We start from the raw sequence: 19,660 nt of genomic DNA, 5'->3' as shown, positions 1-19,660 counted from the left end.
TGTATAATTTTACGCATCAACTGGTATTACCAGTTAAACTTTCTACACTTAAGTGCTAAATAAAATAAACATTAAGTTATTGTAGCCGATACACTTACTTACGATAGTAACGATAATGTCTCATTATCTACTCAGTAATTAAGCAAACTAGCTTCTTTAATCGCTATATTTTGTTTGCTGAGACGGGTAATATCGTTAGGGATAAAAATAAAAAACACTCATCCAGGAGTTCCGATGAAAATAACGGTAGCCACACGCGTAATCGGGGGATTTGTAGCGATTAGCGCACTTCTGATCGTCATTAGTGTTGTTTCACTTTATAACCTCAACTCAATAGGCTCAGCAACGGAAGAAGTAAATGACGTTGCATTACCCACAGTAGCAGGCAGCAATGCACTTAAAGCCAGCTTTCTCAATATGGGCCGACTTACCTTCGAGAGCTACATCGAAGAAGATCTAAATGGCTTAAAAGACAAACGAGCGTCTTTTAACTCTGCCAAAGACACCTTTGAGAGTGAATATAAGAAACTGGCGCAGGCCGTTAATAACGAGCCTGAACTAAAGAGCACGCTAAATACTGTACGTGAGTCATATGAAGCATATATCACCAATGTTGAAGCGATGTACAAAAATCACCAAATGTACCTTGATATACGCAACACAATTCAAGACAGACTGGGTGACGCTGAAGACAACGCAGACGATGCATCTACCTACCTTCTAGACTTCTCAGACTTAGATGCTGTTCAGCGCGACCCTAACCTACGACGTGCGGCAGAAATCGGCAGCCAACTTGAGACGTCGCTGCTTTCTTTGCTAACGGTTTCATACGAGTACATTAAAACAGAGACACTGGTTCGTTCACAGACGCTAGGCAACGAAGTTGATTTGGTTGTCGAGAAAGTGGTCACGCAATTAAGCGACATGATGCAAACTGCGGGCGGCCGCGATGATTCTGGTACTCTTGATGATATTAACGACTTGGTTAACAACGCAATCAATGCGATTAAAGCTAACGATGGCGTGGTTCAGCTTCATGTTGATCGTCTAGAGCGCAGAAATGATGCTGAAAAAGCGCTTAACGCTTCAGACTCAAATATCGCGCAAGCGGTTGTCGCTCTAGAAAACCTGCTCAATCTTGCAGACAAGAAAGCGTCACATGTAGAAAGTCAGGTTAACGGCGCCATTGCGACGGGCAACACGTTCGTTATTGTGGTTGTTATTATCTCGATTGCAGTAGCAGCATTTATTGGCTACGTGACCGTACGCGCAATCACACGTCCGCTTTATCGTGTAAATGAACTTCTGACGGTGGCTTCATCGGGTGACCTTACTCACCGTCTAGACGATTCGGCGCAAGACGAATTTGGTCTTTTAGCCCGAAACTGCAATACGCTAATTGGAAACCTGAAGGAGCTCATTACAGCCATTAACGTTCGTGCTGAACAGCTGGCAGCCGCCTCAGAACAAACGTCTGCAGTGACGGCGCAAACGACGCATTCAATTCAGGATCAGAAATCACAAATTGGCCAAGTAGCAACAGCAACCACAGAAATGCACTCTACGTCGCAACTGGTTGTGCAAAACGCTGAAGATACACTAAGTCAAATTCGCCATGCGGATGCTGAGGCTGAGAACGTGCGCCAAATCTCACTAGAGAATAAGAACACCATTGAGATCTTATCTCGTGACGTTCAAGAAGCGGCAGACGTTATCAATAAGCTTCATCAAGACAGCGCAAGCATTGGTGGCATCTTAGACGTTATCCGTGGTGTTGCAGATCAAACCAACCTGCTCGCCTTGAATGCTGCTATTGAGGCAGCGCGTGCTGGTGAACAAGGTCGAGGCTTTGCGGTTGTTGCTGATGAAGTAAGAACCCTCGCCAGCCGAACTCAAGAATCGACACAAGAAATCAACGCAATGATTGAAGTGCTTCAAGCGGGTGCTGAAAAAGCGGTATCGGTGATGAATCAAGGTAAAGAGCAAACTGCGGCGTGTGTGGCACAAACTGAAAAGGCTACACAGGCATTGGATATCATCTCTGACGCCGTTCACAAAGCCCATGACGTGAGCTCTCAAATTGAGCAGTCTGCCCGTGAACAGAATACGGTATCACAAGAGATCAGCGAAAAGCTTGAAACTATTGTGGGTATCGCTGAAGAGACGACAGCTGGAGCACAGCAAACGTCTGAGTCTAGCCATGAAGTGGCTCGACTTGCTGAAGAGTTACAACAGTCTATCAGACAGTTTAAAGTGTAACGCTTTTTACGAACCTGTTTTAAAAAGGGGCTTTTAGCCCCTTTTTTGTGTCTAACAATTAATCTGGCACACTTTAGGAATGCATAGATAGTTACTTAAGAACAGTTTAACTGAGCATTAATCGGCTTTAATTCGTATAAGGACTATTCGTAACAAACCACTAAAAAAGAATGATATTTTCCCGTTTTCGCTTGCCTCTTTTCATTACTACTTTATTGGTGTCAACAATGATCCAGGCTGAGCCATTATATTACAAAGATACAGAAACCCTTCCCTATTCCATTATCGAGACCCTTGATGAAGATATTGAAGTGAGGCATTACAATGAAGCGTTAGGCGTAATGTCTAGTGGGAATGAAGATAACGGAGCATTTCAACTACTCTTTAATTATATCTCTGGTGAGAATACATCCAGTAGCAATGTGTCAATGACGTCCCCCGTAGAAGTTGGAAAGCGCTCTCAAGAAATTGCAATGACCTCTCCTGTCGAAGTCTCATCTTCAGAAACAATGATGTTTTTCTTGCCCAGCAAATATGACATTAAAAGCGCTCCTGTGCCTACGCACAAAGATGTATCGCTGGTTACTGTACCAGCGAGAACGGTAGCCGCTATTCGTTATTCAGGTTTCAACAAGGACAGCGATAAGAAGCAGTATACGAATAAACTGCTTAAAGCCCTTAGGGACAATAATATTGAGCTTGATGGTGAACCTAGCTATATGGGCTACGACTCGCCTTTCACCCTACCGTGGAATAAACGTCACGAAATCATTGTACCGGTCGACATTTTGAAATCATCTACAAACTGATGTGAAATAAAAACGGCCGCCTTTAAGGCGACCGTTTTTTGGGGTCATTCAGCACAGTAGGTGCTTATTCAAATAACGCCGTGTGAAGCTTGCGAACCACGTCGTCACTGTCGGTCTCGTTAACCAAGAACGATAGGTTGTGCGGGTTGGCGCCAAAGCAAATCATACGCAGGTTGAAATCTGAAACCGCAGCTAAAATCTTGCTAGAAACACCAACAGCGGTTTGCATGTTGTTACCTACAACCGTGACAAGGTCGTAACCTTTTTCTACTTTCACATCACAGATAGTTTCAAGTTCGGCAATGGTTTCTTTGTTTAGTCGCTGAGCCACAGAGTTTGCAGGGTTATCAAGGGTAAAAGATACCGAGATTTCTGACGTGGTAACCAAATCAACACTTAGCTTGTGCTTAGCGATGATGGCAAATACCTGCTGTAGGAAGCCTTGCGCATACATCATCTTCGGTGTTTTCACTGTCACCATTACCTGCTCTTTACGGCGAGTAATAGCGCGATACGGTGGTTCGTGCTCACAATCACGCACAATCCATGTACCGCCCTTTTCTGGCTCCTTACTAGAGCCTACAAACACCTTTATGTCCTTGCGAAGCGCAGGCTCCATAGTGGCAGGATGTAGTACCTTGGCACCAAAAGTGGCCATTTCCGCCGCTTCTTCAAAGCTGAGTTCAGGTAACGGATGAGCGGCTGGCGTAATGCGCGGATCAGTTGTGTACACCCCTGTTACATCAGTCCAAATCTCACACGATTCGGCATCAAGCGCTTCAGCAAGTAGCGCCGCCGTAAAATCTGAACCACCACGACCTAGCGTTGTAGTACGGCCTTCCTCATCGGCTCCAACAAAGCCTTGAGTAACCACTATCGCGTCTTTAATTTCAGGTGCCAGCAATTGTTTAGACAGCTTTTCGATTTCTTCGATTTGCGGCGCACCTTCTCCAAACTCACTGTCCGTACGTAACACCTTACGTACGTCAAAGTTCATGGTTTTTACGCCCTGCTCTGCAAGCACTGAAGAGAACATCAGCGATGACATCCGCTCACCCATTGAAAGCAGCTGATCTTTTAAATCATCACGGTGAAGGATTTCTTCATGAAACGCTAAGCTTCGCATTTCATCTAACAAGTCGTTGAGTTTTGGCTCAACCGCGTCTTTATCTTTCAACTTGTTAAGAATGGCAAGCTCAATATTAATAATGGCCTGACAGGTCTCTTCAATTTGCTGTTGCGTCATAGGTGTGTGCGCTAAGCTTACTAGGTGATTGGTTACACCTGCCGCAGCGCTCACTACCACAATGCGCGTTTTGTCATTACCGGCAACAATTCGGGCGCAGTTTTGCATTACTTCGTAATTCGCAACGCTAGTTCCACCGAACTTAGCTATCGATAAGGCATTTGTCACTATATTTAACTCCAGAATAAAACTAGCATTTCGCTAGCAGCAACCGCGCCTTTTGCGCGGTTAATCAATCGTTATTTGGTCGCCTACTTTTATATTATTCTCGGCAAACCACCCTTGGTTCATTTCCAACGCGTAAAGTACCTCTTTCGATGATCCGACCGACTCCAAACTATGTGGAGTGAGAGGTTTTATATCCGTTATTACGCCTTTTCTGTCGATAAATGCTACGTCTAGAGGAACAAAGGTATTTTTCATCCACATGCCCGCAAACTTTGGGCTAGAAAACTTAAAAAACATACCACAGTCTTCACACAAGGCTTTGCGAAACATAAGGCCCTGTGCGCGTTGTTCAAAGGTTTTGGCATACTCAACTTCATAGTGCTTGCCGCCAATCTCAAGTGTAATGGATTCAAAGTCCACTGAATTCAGCGACGATACAGGGTCAACCTGCGCTTTTGCACACCCTAAGGTTAATACAAGTGCAGCAACAATAAAGAAAGATTTTCCCATTAGACATTCCTTTTCGCCATAAAAAAAGCCGGTCACCTTAACGGTCACCGGCTTTGTAGTTTATACACTATTTTAAGCAACATTCAATGTTGGAATAATGCGCGCTTTTGCTTCTTCCTCAGCCTTTTTAAAGCTAGGCATTTTGTCGAAGTTTAAGTAGCGGAATACTTCACCCGACATTGCATTAATTTTGCTAGCGTATTCCATGTACTCTTCAGCAGTTGGAATGCGCCCAACAATGGCACCCACCGCGGCAAGCTCTGCTGAGGTCAAATATACGTTCGCCCCATCGCCCAAGCGGTTAGGGAAGTTACGAGTAGACGTTGAAAGTACGGTTGTTCCCGCATCCACCCTTGCTTGGTTACCCATACATAGTGAACAGCCGGGCATTTCTGTACGTACGCCTACGCGACCATAAATATTGTAATAGCCCTCTTCCATTAACTGGGCTTTGTCCATCTTAGTCGGTGGCGACATCCATAAACGGGTTGGCAGTGTTTTGTTGTACTGCTCAAGTAGCTTACCGGCTGCACGGAAGTGACCAATGTTTGTCATACATGAACCAATGAAGACCTCGTCTACCTTATCACCTGCAACGTCAGATAAGGTTTTCGCATCGTCAGGATCGTTAGGGCAGCACACAATTGGCTCTTTAATTTCGTTAAGATCGATTTCGATAACCTCAGCGTATTCAGCGTCTGCATCGGCGCGCATCAACTCTGGGTTAGCTAACCATTCTTCCATTTTTTGCGCTCGACGCTCTAGCGTACGAGGGTCGCCATAACCTTCGTTAATCATCCAGCGAAGCATGGTAATGTTTGAACGCAGGTATTCAGCAATCGACGCTTCAGATAGATTGATAGTACAACCGGCTGCTGAACGCTCCGCCGACGCGTCAGAAAGCTCGAACGCCTGTTCTACGGTTAAGTTCTCTAGCCCTTCGATTTCTAAAATACGGCCAGAGAAGGCGTTGATCTTGCCTTTTTTCTCTACCGTTAACAGCCCTTGTTTGATGGCGTACAGCGGAATGGCGTGTACCAAGTCGCGTAGCGTAATGCCCGGCTGCATTTCACCCTTAAATCGCACCAATACCGACTCGGGCATATCTAGCGGCATAACGCCGGTTGCCGCAGCGAACGCGACTAGGCCAGAACCCGCAGGGAATGAAATACCCAATGGGAAACGAGTATGCGAGTCACCACCCGTGCCTACTGTGTCAGGCAACAGCATGCGGTTTAACCAGCTGTGAATAATGCCATCGCCAGGACGCAGCGATACGCCACCGCGGTTCATTATAAAATCAGGTAGCGTGTGCTGCGTTTCTATATCCACCGGCTTTGGGTAAGCGGCGGTGTGACAGAATGACTGCATGGTTAAATCGGCAGTAAAGCCAAGACAGGCTAGGTCTTTAAGCTCATCGCGGGTCATTGGCCCTGTGGTATCTTGCGAGCCCACGGTTGTCATTTTAGGTTCGCAGTAGGTTCCTGGGCGAATACCGTCGACACCGCACGCCTTACCCACCATTTTCTGCGCTAGCGAGAAACCCGCGCCGCTGTCTTTTGGCTGTTCAGGCGTACGGAATAAATCCGTTGGGCCTAAACCTAGTGTCTCACGCGCCTTCTCGGTAAGGCCACGGCCAATAATCAGGTTGATACGTCCACCTGCGCGCACTTCATCCAGAATCACCTTCGACTTATAGCTGTATTCTGCAAGAAGTTCACCGGTTTCATGGTTGGTGATTTTGCCTTCAAACGGATAGATGTCTATCACATCACCCATGTTCATTTTTTCCACATCGGCTTCAAACACCAACGCACCGGCGTCTTCCATTGTGTTAAAGAAGATAGGCGCAACTTTTGAACCAATGCACACACCGCCGCCACGCTTATTAGGCACACCCGGTAAGTCTTCACCAAAGAACCACAATACAGAGTTAGTTGCCGACTTGCGTGACGAGCCGGTTCCAACTACATCACCGACAAACGCTACGGGATACCCCTTACTTTTGACTTCTTCTATTTGCGCCATTGGGCCTTTAACACCTGGCTCTTCTGGCTCTAAACCTTCGCGGGGCATCTTGTAAGCTGCCAGGGCGTGCAGAGGAATATCTGGGCGAGACCATGCGTCAGGGGCTGGCGACAAATCATCAGTGTTAGTTTCACCTGTTACTTTAAACACGGTGTAAGTGATTTTATCGTCCATTAACTTACGCGACGTAAACCACTCACCTTCAGCCCAAGATTTAATGATGTCAGTGGCATGCTCGTTACCCGCTTTGTGCTTTTCTTCCACATCGTGATAAGCGTCAAACATTAAAAGAGTATGTTTCAGCTCTTTCGCTGCCAACGGCGCAAGCGCTTTATCATCAAGTAGCTCCACTAAAGTGGCAATGTTGTAGCCACCGTGCATATTTCCTAGCAGTTCAACGGCTTTCTCTTTAGAGATAAGCTCACAACTGTCTTCACCTTTTGCGATTGCACTTAAAAACCCAGCTTTAACGTAAGCTGCCTCATCAACCCCAGGCGGTACACGTTCTGACAGCAATTCTAAAAGAAACTCCCCTTCGCCTGCTGGCGGGTTCTTTAATAAATCAACCAGGCCAGCTACCTGTTCAGCGTTAAGCGGTTTAGGTGGAATATTTTGAGCGGCACGTTCTTCAACGTGATTGCGATAGTCTTGTAACACAGTCTCTTCCTCTAAGTTAGCTTGCGCAATGGGAGTAAACGGTCTTGTACGCACTTGACGCAAGGTGTGTTTAATAAATCATCAACAGTATAACTTCACGGGCTCATTTTTTAAATTTAGCGCCCTTTTAATTCACTTATAATCGCTATTCATACCATTACTTTTAAACGGCAAAAGCGATTAAAAAGAAATAAGCAAAGTAACTTTAGCAATTAACACGTAGTAAAGTTATAGGGCTTTATGACTTAAAGACAAGGGGTTAGCTGTACACGATGATTCTTCAATTGAAGCAAACCGTAAACGATTAATACCAGTCCGCATAGATAATTACCTACTCAGCGAGAGTTAAAATGGCTATGAAGCTTGCCAGCGCCTTCTGAGTGGGCACTTATCCATGCGGATTGGTATAACAACAGTAAGTGAGAGGCAGTTCATTGTGACTATACTGGCAGTAAATAATTGTTAATTGGGCAAGTCTGTCTGAGGTCTGGTGCGAAGATAGCTTGCAAACTTTGGCTTTCCATTTTTAGTTAAGCCGTAGTACTTAAAGGTTACCCAGCTACCGATAGCGGGCGGAGATTGGCGCTCATTTTCTGAAAAGCCCGTTCCTAATTTAAATTGAATGCCTTCTCGCGTTTCTACAAGAAGCGAGCCCATCATTCCCTTAAATCGTCCTTTTCCCGGAAGCAATGCCAGCACTTTCCCTTCTGCATCTTCAAAGCGTTTTACTTTGAGCAACATGTCACTTCGCCCGGATGTGTACAGCGCTTGTTCATGATGAAGCATTAACCCTTCTCCGCCTTCCTGGGTTACTTGCTCCAGCTTTTCATCAAGTGAAGCAATAGACGTAAGCTTAAATTGAGGGATAACTGCAAACGTTGGATTAGGTGTAGATTTACTTAGGCTGTTAAGCCTGTTGAGTCGCCGACCAAAGGGCTCACCCATCATAGGCATGTCAAAGGCCATAAATCTAACTTTGGCCCAGCGTTTTGCAGATAGAGAATTTGCTGCGGCTATAGTGTCTGCTGAAGACACTGTGCTAGATGAAGCGTTAGCGACAGAATGCAGCTCGATGTTTGTCATCGTTGAAAGCACAATAGAAGCTGTACGTTCAAACTCCCCTCTTCCTATCCAAAGTTCGCCGTCAATAGTGGTTTCTGGCCAGTTAGCGGTGAACCATGTTGGCGCGAATATCTTGTTCCCATTGCGGGTAAGTAATTCAGTACCGTTCCATCTTGCGCGAATACCGTCTAGCTTCTCACTAACCCAATAGTCAGCTACGTTGATATCAGTGCGACTTTGATCGTATTGCTTAGCAAGCTGCAGCCCTTCGACAGTATCGAGCATGTGATTAGCATTAACGTTAGCTATGGCGGTGATTGAAAGTACATATACAGCAGTCAAAAAATTTCGCATCGGCTCTTCCTATAACGTGTTAACCTTTGCTTGCTTTAATGCTTTTAATAGAGAAGCAAAAACAAAGAAGGCAGAGTAAATTACTCTGCCTTCTTTGCTTTTATAACTGTACGTAGGAAGGTTTTTTCGCTTAATCGAAGCGGCTCTAGTCGGTAATAATATCAATAACTGAGATCAGCACGTCTTCAGCAAACGCTTCACCTGCCGTTCTTTCTTTATCACGTCGCAGTTTGTAAGTTTCCAAGCAAGCATTTAGCTGCTCGTCGGCGGTGTACACCCCATGAACATCTGCGTTGTTAGCTTGCTCAATACAGCGATCGGTTTGGCCTGTCGTGACGGTACTGCACCCGCTCGTTCCCAAGGCCATTCCGACCATACAAACCGCAGTGGCGATCCAGTTTACGTGTTTAACTGTGCTTTTATGGTTCAAGATAACTTAATCCTTCAATAAAGACTGCAAGCGTTTTTGTCTATTAACATAAACCTGATGGCCATCGTGCTCAGACGAGGAAAGTGCTAAAGCTTGGTTCACGCTTTCCAGCGCTTTTTTGTACTCGCCCATCTGCTCATAACCATAAGCTAAGCCATTATATGCGTCAGGCGTTTGAGGATACTCAGCAATATCGTATTTAAACAAGGCGATGGCTTTGTCGTAGTTTTGTTCACCCACATAGTGATAACCTAACTCGCGAATAACCCATTCCGGCGCGTCGAGTTTCTCGCCTCTCTGCTTTGAAACACGGGCGTAATAGTCTTTAATACTTTTGATATCTCCACTGAACTGCTGTGGCCTTAAATAAGCTGATAAGAACAAATGATGGTAAGCGCTGAAAGTTGACGCAGCTGAGACCAAATTGTGGGTAACTCCCTCGTAGGCTTCGTTCTCCCATCTTAATCCGGCAGGTTGATTTGCCCGCATTCCAGAAATCATATCGTTATAATACGGGCGCATGGGCGCGCCTTCATTGCCGATAGACGTGTAAATGAAGTGGTCTAATTGATTGGCAGATTTTAAGAATGCAACCGTACTTTTTGCAGATGCGCCATAGTTCCACCACACCGCAGCACTGTAAGTCAGCGCGGCGTTAAAAAGCTCAGGCTTCTGGGTAAGTGCGTACAACGCGAATACGCCTCCGGCTGATGCACCCTCTATCACTCGAAAGTCATGCACGCGATATTTCTTCTCTACCATCGGCATAAGCTCAGTGGTTATAAAGGAAAGAAAGTTTGCACCGCCACCGCCATAGCCTACAGGCCCGTTTGGATCTTCATTTGCCGTGGGATATAAATCGCGAAGTCGGTCGGTATTTTCAATGGCGACTATGATGACTTCCGGAGCAGCATTCTGAGATTGCAGCGATTCTAGCACTGCATTCATCATAGTAAGATTTCCCGAACCATCTAGACGATAAATAACGGGGTATTTCTTGTCGGGGTTTTCGGCGTAGCCTTTTGGAAGCTGAACAACCACTTCTCGTTGCTCGTTTAGCACTTTAGACTGGAGTTTCTCTACTTTCAATTCGTAACGCTGGCTGTCGCTGCCTGTTTCGCTGTTAGCCGAAAGGCTCGTGAAAGCAAGAAATAGCAGGGCAATTATAATATGTATTTGTGACTTCAAACTTAAATCCTTTTATAAGACGCTTTGCTTTTCGCAGTAATACTATTTACTTGATTGGGCCAAGCGAACTTTTATTATTATCTATTGTATAACAGGGGTTTATTCGGATTAATGACAATTTCATAGCCACATTACTCTGTATATTCCCCTTTAGCAATACAGGAACTTTCTGTAGACATTTCTCCGCCCAAGTATTTAGTTAGCACAGCGTGTAGTTCCGTTTTATTGACTGGTTTTGTGAGATATCCATTCATCCCGGATGCTAACGCTTTATCTATTTCTTCGGCAACCACCGCAGCAGTGAACGCGATAATAGGAATAGTGATGTTAGCTTTTCGCAACGCTAAAGCGGCTTCAGAGCCGTTCATTTCAGGCATGTGTAAGTCCATCAATATAAGGTCGAAATGCTGCTTTAGTGCAATCTCTACTGCTTCGTTACCGTTATTAGTAAGCGCAACTTTCAATCCTGTGTCTTCTAACAATGATTTTGCTACGACCTGGTTAATGTCGTTATCTTCTGCAACCAAAACAGTAAGGTTTGGGAACGACGGTGTGCTTTCCTGTTCTTTAGCGCCAATTACACTATCTGCAATTTCAAACGGTAGCTCGAAATAAAATTCACTCCCCTGACCTACCGCGCTTTTTAGATAAACCGTGCCGCCCATAGCTTCAACCAAGCTTTTTACTATCTGTAAACCAAGTCCCGTTCCCCCGTGCATTCGATTAATGCTGCTGTTGGCTTGTGTAAATGCATCGAATACGCGCTCTTGTTCAGAAGCATCAATCCCGTCCCCCGTATCCTTTACTGAAAATCTGACAAATTGATGGGTCTTTGACGCTTCACCTTTCGATAGCCCTAAAGTGACACTGCCCTGATGCGTAAACTTTATCGCGTTGCTCACTAGGTTGTTTAACACTTGAGAAAGGCGCGTTGCGTCCCCTACAACACAAGTATTTAGTGTTTTATCTACTTCTATTCTCAGTGAGATACCTTTGTTCTGCGCCAATTGTGCATAAAACGCCACGCAATCTTTGGCAGTACTTTTTAGGTCAAAGGGAATGATCTCCAGCGCAAGTTTTCCCGCATTCAATTTGGAGAGATCTAATATGTCGTTCAAAATGCGGTTTAGCGAGAGTCCTGAACGCTGAATCTTCTCGAGGTTAGGCCGTGCACTTTCCGAAATATCATGAGAAAGCACTACATCGGTCAATCCCAAAATACCGTTTAATGGCGTGCGAATCTCGTGTGACATAGTGGCGAGGAATCGTGATTGTGCAGCCGACGCTTGCTTTTCGCTTGCAAGCGCCCTGTTTAGCTCAAGAGTTTTGTTTTTACTCTCAACAAGGGCTTTCTCTAATTGGCTCGCTAGAGCATAGATAAGAAGGGACACAACAAGGTTGGTCACACAAAGCCTTAGCCAAAGGCCCTTGTCATAATCCCCTTCGTAAAACGGCACAAGAAAAGTACAGCATGCGAGTACTACCATTGCACTTATTCGCCAACCATTAGAAAGCAGTAAAATGGGAAAAATAGTAGCAATTGGAACTAAGGTTGCGGGCATGAGCCCATTGCTTATTACAAGGTAAGGCGCGACGGGAATGGTGAGTATTGCCCACAATTTCGCCAAAGGGTCTTTATAGTTAGAAAAGATAATTCCCGCTACCGAAATTGCACACCAAGACAGGCCGAAAAATACTGCCACATACACATTTTGGGGTTGGGCTATGACGATTACCGCTAAGATGAGTAAAGAAAAAACCAGCAGAATTTTGAAGCCAGCTTTTTGCAAGGCCGATGTGACTTCGCCAAATGATTCAGGCTTTGTAGGGTACTGCTTTGGCATTAGAGTTTCTAAGCATTATTAAATGACTAATAACTCAGTATAAGTACCAAACAACAACTCTGCATAAAAATAATGGGGTCAGAGTACTTTTCTAGCTGTTTACCGCTAGCTCTATTAACGTACTAATGTACTCTGACCCCATTATTCAAGTTGGCTATCGCTGGGATCATTACCCTATTAATGTACTCTGACCCCATTATTTCGGGTACAAAAAAGCCCCAACCGAGGTTGGGGCTTTTAAATGCGTTTGAAAGCGTTAAGTACTTATACGCGCTTAACAGCTACATCTGCTTCGAACTTAGGCTTAACTGCCAAGTCTTCAGAAGGTGGAGCAAACTTAGTTAGGTCAATGCCTGCAACTGCTTGCTTGTACTCTTCTGTCGTTGGGAAACGACCAAGAACCGTTGAAAGTACTACTAGCGGCGTAGAGCCTAGTAGTGATTCACCTTTCTTCTCAGCAGAGTCAGCTACAACACGACCTTGGAAAAGACGTGTAGATGTCGCGATAACTGTATCGCCTGGCTCAGCCTTTTCTTGGTTACCCATACATAGGTTACATCCAGGACGCTCTAGGTAAAGAATGTTGTCGTACTTAGTACGCGCCGCTTCTTTAGGTTTAGCATCATCGAACTGGAAGCCTGCATATTTAGCTAGAACGTCCCAATCGCCTTCCGCTTTAAGCTCGTCAACGATGTTATATGTTGGTGGAGCTACAACTAGTGGCGCTTTGAATTCGACAGAACCGTTAAGCTTTTCTAGGTTACGCAGCATTTGTGCGATGATTTGCATGTCGCCTTTGTGCACCATACAAGAGCCAACGAAACCTAGGTCTACTGGCTTACCATCGTAGTAAGAAACTGGACGGATAACGTCGTGGGTATAACGCTTAGATACGTCTTCGTTGTTTACGTCTGGGTCAGCAATCATTGGCTCGTCGATTTGATCTAGATCGATAACCACTTCTGCGTAGTATTTCGCGTTGTCATCTGGCGCAAGCGCTGGCTCTTCACCAGACTTGATTTCAGCAATACGCTTATCAGCTAGATCAATTAGGCCTTGAAGCATGTTCGCTTCGTTGTCCATGCCCTTGTCGATCATGATTTGGATACGGCTCTTAGCAAGTTCAAGCGACGCAATCATTGTCTCGTCATTTGAGATACAGATTGATGCTTTCGCCTTCATTTCTGCAGACCAGTCAGTGAATGTGAATGCTTGGTCAGCCAATAGAGTACCGATTTGAACTTCAATTACACGACCTTGGAACACGTTCTCGCCAGAGAATTGCTTAAGCATTTGCGCTTGAGTCGCGTGAACCACGTCACGGAAGTCCATGTGCTCTTTCATGCTACCTTTAAAAGTAACTTTCACAGACTCAGGGATTGGCATTGCCGCTTCACCCGTTGCAAGTGCTAGTGCTACCGTACCTGAGTCGGCACCGAACGCTACACCTTTAGACATACGCGTGTGCGAGTCACCACCGATGATAATGGCACGATCGTCTACTGTAATGTCGTTAAGCACTTTGTGAATAACGTCAGTCATTGCATGGTAAACGCCTTTAGGATCACGTGCAGTGATTACACCAAAGTTGTTCATGAACGACATAAGCTTAGGGATGTTAGCTTGTGCTTTTTTGTCCCATACTGATGCCGTGTGACAACCAGACTGGTAAGCACCATCTACAACAGGAGAAATCGTTGAAGCGGCCATTGACTCAAGCTCTTGGCACGTCATTGGGCCAGTCGTATCCTGCGAACCTACAATGTTTACTTTAACGCGTACGTCAGAACCAGCATGAAGCGGAGCATCTGAATTTACGCCAACTGCATTACGGTTAAAGATTTTTTCAACCGCTGTTAGGCCTTGGCCTTCGTGAGACACTTCTTTCGACGCTGCATATACGGCTGGCGCTTTTGTACCTAGAGTACGTGCTGCGAAAGACTGTAGCTGCTTACCGAATACAACTGCGTAAGAACCACCGGCTTTCATGAACTCCATTTTTTGAGGAGTAAATGATGCAGATACGTCAGCAAGTTCTTCTGAACCGTTGTAAAGCTTCTTCGCCTTAGTATCGATAGTTAGTACAGTACCAGTTGCTACTGAGTAAGCTTCTTCAAGTACTGGGTCACCGTTTGCATCGCGAACGATTTCACCGTTTTCATCAGTTTTCTTAACCCAGTTCTTAAGGTCAAGACCAATACCACCGGTTACGTCAACGGTAGTAAGGAAGATTGGCGCAATACCGTTAGTACCAGCAACAATTGGCGCTTTGTTTACAAATGGAATGTAAGGGCTTGTTGGCTCACCTGCCCATAGTGCAACGTTGTTAACACCAGACATACGAGATGAACCTACACCCATTGTGCCTTTTTCAGCGATAAGCATCACTTTAGCATTCGGGTGCTTCTTACCAAGTTCAACAATTTCTTGCTGCGCTTCAGGAGAGATCATGCACTGGCCGTGAAGTTCACGGTCGGCACGTGAGTGCGCTTGGTTACCTGGAGAAAGAAGGTCAGTTGAGATATCACCTTCAGCGGCGATGTAAGTCACAACTTCAATTTTCTCTGGAACATCAGGAAGCTTGGTAAAGAATTCAGCTTTTGCGTAGCTTTCTAGTACGTCTTTAGCAATAGCATTGCCAGCTTTGAATGCATTTTCAAGACGCTCAGTGTCAGCTTCGTATAGATAAACTTGAGTCTTCAATACTTCTGCCGCAGGCTTAGCAACCGCTTCGTCATCAGAAAGTGCTAGGTCTAGTAGTACTTCTACAGACGGACCACCTTTCATGTGTGAAAGTAGTTCAAGCGCAAACTCAGGGGTAATTTCTTCTACTTTTTCTTCGCCAAGTACAATTTCTTTTAGGAATTGTGCTTTAACACCCGCCGCAGGTGTAGTACCTGGAAGCGTGTTATAGATAAAGAATTTTAGAGAGTCTTCGCGATGCTCGTTTGTTGTATCTTTAATTTGAGCAATAATTTCAGACAGCAGATCTGCACTGTCGATTGGCTTAGGGTTAAGACCTAGTTCCGTTTTACGGGTTTCGATCTCTGCCAGATATTCTGAATACAAACTCATATAGTTCTCTCGGTCTTAGTTTTACTTGGGCGTAGTGTTAAGTCGGTCTTAGCTATACGCATATAAAAATGAGGGATATTTTAACCGATTTTTAGCGGTTACGTAATGACTGAAAGTAAACAGTTAGGTATTCACCCGCCTAAACTGTCGTTGTGTTAAAGCACTTACATTTTTACTAGAAAAACGAATTTTAATTAAAAGCAAAATTAAGCCAATAATTTCATGTAGTTAGAAGCAAGCCATTTGAAATCAATGACGATATTTAGCTTGAATGGTTTGACCAATAAAGATAAATAATAGTGTTGTACTTATGACAGACATTCATTTTATTTATGGTGCTACCAGTACAAATTACCATCAATTTTGAAACAAAATTTCATTTATTAATGTTTTCTGTGCCTAATTTCCTCTTGGCGATACCTCGATCACTCTTCCATTTTCACCATCGGTCAAAAGAAGCAGGTTACCTTGATGATCAAGCGCAATATCCCGCAGCCGTTCCCCAGGTCCCTCAAAAATTTTTGTAGAGATATATTCGTTCGATACGGCTCTAACTGCATACAAAGCTTTGGCTTTCAAGCTGGTAACAAGTAACGTATTAGCTAGCATCGGGAAACGCCCATGGGAATAGTAGATCATGGAGGATGGCGCTATAGAAGGTGTCCAGTCTACAATGGGGCCAGTCATACCCGGATAGGTCGAAAAAGGCGAAATTCTAGCGCCGGAATAGTCTTTGCCTAGTGTAACAACTGGCCAACCATAATTTGCGCCTTGTTGTAAAAGGTTTACTTCATCACCGCCATCTGGGCCGTGCTCATGCAAAAATAGGTTGCCATCACTCCCCTCTACAAGTCCTTGGGGATTGCGGTGTCCAATACTAAAAATAAAGGGGTTATCAGGAAAAGGAGGGTTGGCCAACGGCTTGCCGTCTATTGTGAACCCTAGCACTTTTCCTAGTTGTGAACTGATAACTTGCGCTTGCTCGCGATAATCAAAGCCATCTCCTGTCGTAACCAAAAAGCCCTGTTTTGTGTGTAAAGCACTGCCCTCTAGTTGAAGCAGTTTCCCACCGTAGTGCACAGGCGTGTCTTTGGCTTGTGCCAGTGCTAACACTGGCTGAATGTTAGTAATGCCAGAAGTAAGGGAAAGCTGTCCTTTTACTATGGCAAGACGGTTTGCACTATCGTTCCCCTTGGAATAACTCAGCAACACGGTTCTGTCTTCAGGGAATTGCGAGGGTATAAGAAGATCGAGTACGCCTCCTTGCCCTTTGGTGTACAAGTCATCGAGCATTAAAGAAAACCGCGCACTTTCCCCCTTATTGTCAATAATTACCAGCTCACCATCTCGCGTTACTATCAATATATGGGTGCTTGCCTGAGCCTTATCGATAACCGTCGTTAAGGCCTTGGGAAACGCCAGTGAGGTAGCGATATCTTCTGTCATGACATGCTGGTCGAAATTTTCATAGGCCGTTAGATTTGAGCTACCTGCTTCACGTTGCTCATTATTAGATGCGTGCTTTTGAGTGAGTTCAGAGGCAGTAGTTACGGCAAAAGCAGGAGCCAAAGCAGCTCCCAATAAAGAAAAAGCCAGTAAACTGATCATCGTACGCCATGACTTCATTGTGATTGTCCTCTTTTACTTAACATACTATGGTATACCCTATTGCCACGCTCAAACCATTTGAGGCCTGTTGAGTTTTGTTCTAATGCACTGTGCGACAAATCTTGGACTACAAAAATGAACAACCTAATACGACGCACTATTTTCCATTTTTTACCATCATGGGCCGTCGGCTTTCTACTAGCAAGTACGTTTCACTCGTGTGCCGTTTTAATCGGACTCATTCGAATTGATGTCGATATGAATCCAAGCGATTGGTTTTTCATGATATGGCAAGATGCACTAGGCCTTTTGCCTACTTACGGCGTGATTATTGCTGTTACCTTATTGTTGGCGTTCTTGGCGACACATTTCATCGTTAAACGTCTTAATCAAAATGCTAGTGGCTCTTCCAACCGTACCCGATTTATTCTTTTCACAATAGCGGGAGGCCTGTCGTTCTTATTAATGCTCATTGCCATGCAGCCCATATTGAATGTGACCCTAATTGCAGGCGCTCGCACTACCTTAGGACTTACCGCACAATGCATGGCAGGCATCTGTGCTGGTGGGCTATATAGTTACTTAAGTAATAGTTCTACAAACAATTGATAACTAAAAATTATAATACTAAATAACCCAACCCTGATGTAAATGAAAAGTTAAGTTTGCTACTGTAAGGCATAAACACCCTACTTACTTTGCCCTACTAGGAACAAGCAACATGATAACTTATCCTGATAACGTGACCTGCTTAGCCGATTATATTGAAAGCGTTTTGCAAAAATTTGCCGACAGGCCAGCGTATACGGCGCTTGGACAAACACTTACATTTGCCGAGATAGACCGTAAGTCATCAGCGTTAGCCCGCTACTTTGTTCACGAAGCTAAATTGTCTCCTGGTACCAAAGTCGCCATACAACTTCCTAATTTAATTCAAAACCCTATTGTTGTTTATGCTGCCTTACGCGCAGGCCTTGTTGTAGTAAATACAAACCCGCTTTATACCGAACGCGAGATGAAGCACCAGTTCACTGATAGTGGCGCGAAAGCTCTGGTTATTCTGGGTGATTTGCTCCCCAAATTTACTAGCATAAAAGATGATACTAGTATCGAAACCGTTATCACCACATCGGCAACAGAGCTTTTAGACCCTAACACTGCACCAAATCTCGATGGTACGGTTTCATTCACACAAGCAGTGGAGCTAGGCAATACACTGCCTGCATTTGAACGTCCTTCTATTGCTCTAGATGAACTTGCCATGTTGCAATACACCGGTGGTACTACTGGGGTATCGAAGGGCGCAGCCTTAAGTAATAAAAACGTTTTAGCTAACTGCATCCAAATGCTCGACCGTATTGGTGAGGGCTTCAAAGATGGTGAAGAAGTATTGGTATGCCCATTACCGCTTTATCATATTTATGCATTTACGGTTGGAATGATGGCGCTCTTTGCCAAAGGTACTCAGATAATTCTTATACCCAATCCACGGGATATCGACGGTTTCATTCAAACACTCAAGCCCCATAAAATTTCAGCATTCATGGGGATCAACACCTTGTTTGTTGGTCTTGGGAGACACCCTGAATTTGCAAAGTTAGACTTTTCTAAATTACACCTCACAATGTCTGGCGGCACCGCACTTACTCAAGCCGCAGTATCTATTTGGCGAGACGTAACCGGGAACACCATCACCGAGGGCTATGGGCTATCAGAAACTGCGCCAGTTGTATCTTTTAACATTCCAGGTAAAGAAGAGATTGGCACGGTGGGGCATGAACTAGAAGGCACTGAAGTTGCGTTACTGGATAGCCATGATAAGCCGGTGGCCGATGGTGAGTCGGGGCAAATTGCAGTTCGCGGACCTCAGGTTATGCTGGGTTATTGGAACCGAGACGACGAAACTGCCAAAGTCATGACCCAAGATGGCTTCTTTAAAACCGGGGACATTGGCATTCGCACCGAATCTGGGGCAATTAAAATTGTAGATCGTTTAAAAGATATGATTATTGTCTCTGGCTTTAATGTCTATCCAAACGAGATTGAAGATGTACTTACAACTCACCCTAGCGTGATGGAAGCCGCTGTTGTGGGTAAACCCGATGAAAAGACCGGTGAACGAGTATGTGCATTTATTACTGTTTCAAGCGATGTATCGACACAAGACGTCATTGATTTTTGTAAACAGCACCTCACAAATTACAAGATCCCTAAGTCGATCACGATACTTGACGAGCTACCAAAATCTACCGTCGGAAAAATTCTACGTAGAGAGCTTCGTTCGGCTTAATGACTCCCCCACTTGCGCCGCACAATCAGCGCGGCGCTTAATACCTAGTTTTACGCGTTTTCCATTGAAAATCAGGTTATTGCTACCAAAGGATAATCTGATTTCATTGGAAATAAGCGCGGTACAGACTAT

General features: G+C 44.8%; 13 protein-coding genes. 4 read left to right on the top strand and 9 right to left on the bottom strand.

The window, feature by feature from the left end:
• Positions 1-234: 234 nt before the first annotated feature.
• Together MASE_RS03130 and MASE_RS03125 are read left to right on the top strand one after the other, a co-directional pair.
• Positions 235-2,259 (top strand): HAMP domain-containing methyl-accepting chemotaxis protein, encoded by a 2,025-nt coding sequence (locus tag MASE_RS03130; protein WP_014948305.1) that lies wholly within the window; start codon positions 235-237, stop codon positions 2,257-2,259.
• A gap of 227 nt (positions 2,260-2,486) precedes the next feature.
• Positions 2,487-3,068, top strand: coding sequence for an SOUL family heme-binding protein (locus tag MASE_RS03125; protein ID WP_014948304.1), 582 nt, complete (start codon positions 2,487-2,489; stop codon positions 3,066-3,068).
• A 64-nt stretch (positions 3,069-3,132) separates the two neighbouring features.
• On the opposite strand, the gene lysC is transcribed toward MASE_RS03125, so the two are convergent.
• The 9 genes from lysC to MASE_RS03080 form a co-directional block, all read right to left on the bottom strand.
• Entirely contained in the window at positions 3,133-4,482 is a 1,350-nt protein-coding gene (lysC, locus tag MASE_RS03120; RefSeq protein ID WP_014948303.1) for a lysine-sensitive aspartokinase 3, read from the bottom strand.
• A gap of 60 nt (positions 4,483-4,542) precedes the next feature.
• Complete coding sequence (locus tag MASE_RS03115) at positions 4,543-4,992, bottom strand: DUF192 domain-containing protein (RefSeq protein ID WP_014948302.1); 450 nt, start codon at positions 4,990-4,992, stop codon at positions 4,543-4,545.
• Positions 4,993-5,064: 72 nt separating this feature from the next.
• Positions 5,065-7,677 carry a bifunctional aconitate hydratase 2/2-methylisocitrate dehydratase gene (gene acnB / locus MASE_RS03110; protein ID WP_014948301.1) on the bottom strand — a complete coding sequence of 871 codons (2,613 nt, stop codon included), beginning with the start codon at positions 7,675-7,677 and terminating at the stop codon, positions 5,065-5,067.
• A gap of 462 nt (positions 7,678-8,139) precedes the next feature.
• The gene (locus MASE_RS03105; RefSeq protein ID WP_014948300.1) at positions 8,140-9,093 is read right to left on the bottom strand and encodes a DNA ligase; all 954 of its coding nucleotides are present in this window, start codon (positions 9,091-9,093) and stop codon (positions 8,140-8,142) included.
• A gap of 145 nt (positions 9,094-9,238) precedes the next feature.
• The gene (locus MASE_RS03100) at positions 9,239-9,523 is read right to left on the bottom strand and encodes a hypothetical protein (protein ID WP_014948299.1); all 285 of its coding nucleotides are present in this window, start codon (positions 9,521-9,523) and stop codon (positions 9,239-9,241) included.
• A gap of 6 nt (positions 9,524-9,529) precedes the next feature.
• On the bottom strand, positions 9,530-10,711 hold the full coding sequence (locus MASE_RS03095) for an alpha/beta hydrolase-fold protein (protein WP_014948298.1): 1,182 nt from the start codon (positions 10,709-10,711) through the stop codon (positions 9,530-9,532).
• Between the two features lie 131 nt (positions 10,712-10,842).
• The gene (locus MASE_RS03090; RefSeq protein ID WP_014948297.1) at positions 10,843-12,555 is read right to left on the bottom strand and encodes an ATP-binding protein; all 1,713 of its coding nucleotides are present in this window, start codon (positions 12,553-12,555) and stop codon (positions 10,843-10,845) included.
• 264 nt (positions 12,556-12,819) lie between these two features.
• Positions 12,820-15,630, bottom strand: coding sequence for a bifunctional aconitate hydratase 2/2-methylisocitrate dehydratase (locus tag MASE_RS03085; RefSeq protein ID WP_014948296.1), 2,811 nt, complete (start codon positions 15,628-15,630; stop codon positions 12,820-12,822).
• Positions 15,631-16,029: 399 nt separating this feature from the next.
• Positions 16,030-17,256 carry a PQQ-dependent sugar dehydrogenase gene (locus tag MASE_RS03080; protein WP_014948295.1) on the bottom strand — a complete coding sequence of 409 codons (1,227 nt, stop codon included), beginning with the start codon at positions 17,254-17,256 and terminating at the stop codon, positions 16,030-16,032.
• Between the two features lie 117 nt (positions 17,257-17,373).
• Here MASE_RS03080 and MASE_RS03075 point away from each other — a divergent pair, with 117 nt between their 5' ends.
• Both MASE_RS03075 and MASE_RS03070 read left to right on the top strand, forming a co-directional pair.
• A complete protein-coding gene (locus MASE_RS03075) occupies positions 17,374-17,847 on the top strand; it encodes a hypothetical protein (protein ID WP_014948294.1) in 474 nt (157 codons plus the stop codon).
• Positions 17,848-17,959: 112 nt separating this feature from the next.
• Positions 17,960-19,528 (top strand): AMP-binding protein, encoded by a 1,569-nt coding sequence (locus MASE_RS03070; RefSeq protein WP_014948293.1) that lies wholly within the window; start codon positions 17,960-17,962, stop codon positions 19,526-19,528.
• Positions 19,529-19,660: the final 132 nt, after the last annotated feature.

Source organism: Alteromonas macleodii ATCC 27126, from assembly GCF_000172635.2.
GTDB lineage: Bacteria > Pseudomonadota > Gammaproteobacteria > Enterobacterales > Alteromonadaceae > Alteromonas > Alteromonas macleodii.
The sequence above is the reverse complement of the archived record's forward strand: the minus strand, read 5'-3'. Positions and strand labels throughout refer to the sequence as shown.

Bases quoted from the DNA above. Each gene is read 5' to 3' on its own strand.
- MASE_RS03130 (WP_014948305.1), top strand. From the start codon at position 235: ATGAAAATAACGGTAGCCACACGCGTAATCGGGGGATTTGTAGCGATT.
- MASE_RS03125 (WP_014948304.1), top strand. From the start codon at position 2,487: ATGATCCAGGCTGAGCCATTATATTACAAAGATACAGAAACCCTTCCC.
- MASE_RS03115 (WP_014948302.1), bottom strand. From the start codon at position 4,992: ATGGGAAAATCTTTCTTTATTGTTGCTGCACTTGTATTAACCTTAGGG.
- MASE_RS03105 (WP_014948300.1), bottom strand. From the start codon at position 9,093: ATGCGAAATTTTTTGACTGCTGTATATGTACTTTCAATCACCGCCATA.
- MASE_RS03090 (WP_014948297.1), bottom strand. From the start codon at position 12,555: ATGCCAAAGCAGTACCCTACAAAGCCTGAATCATTTGGCGAAGTCACA.
- MASE_RS03085 (WP_014948296.1), bottom strand. From the start codon at position 15,630: ATGAGTTTGTATTCAGAATATCTGGCAGAGATCGAAACCCGTAAAACG.
- MASE_RS03080 (WP_014948295.1), bottom strand. From the start codon at position 17,256: ATGAAGTCATGGCGTACGATGATCAGTTTACTGGCTTTTTCTTTATTG.
- MASE_RS03075 (WP_014948294.1), top strand. From the start codon at position 17,374: ATGAACAACCTAATACGACGCACTATTTTCCATTTTTTACCATCATGG.
- MASE_RS03070 (WP_014948293.1), top strand. From the start codon at position 17,960: ATGATAACTTATCCTGATAACGTGACCTGCTTAGCCGATTATATTGAA.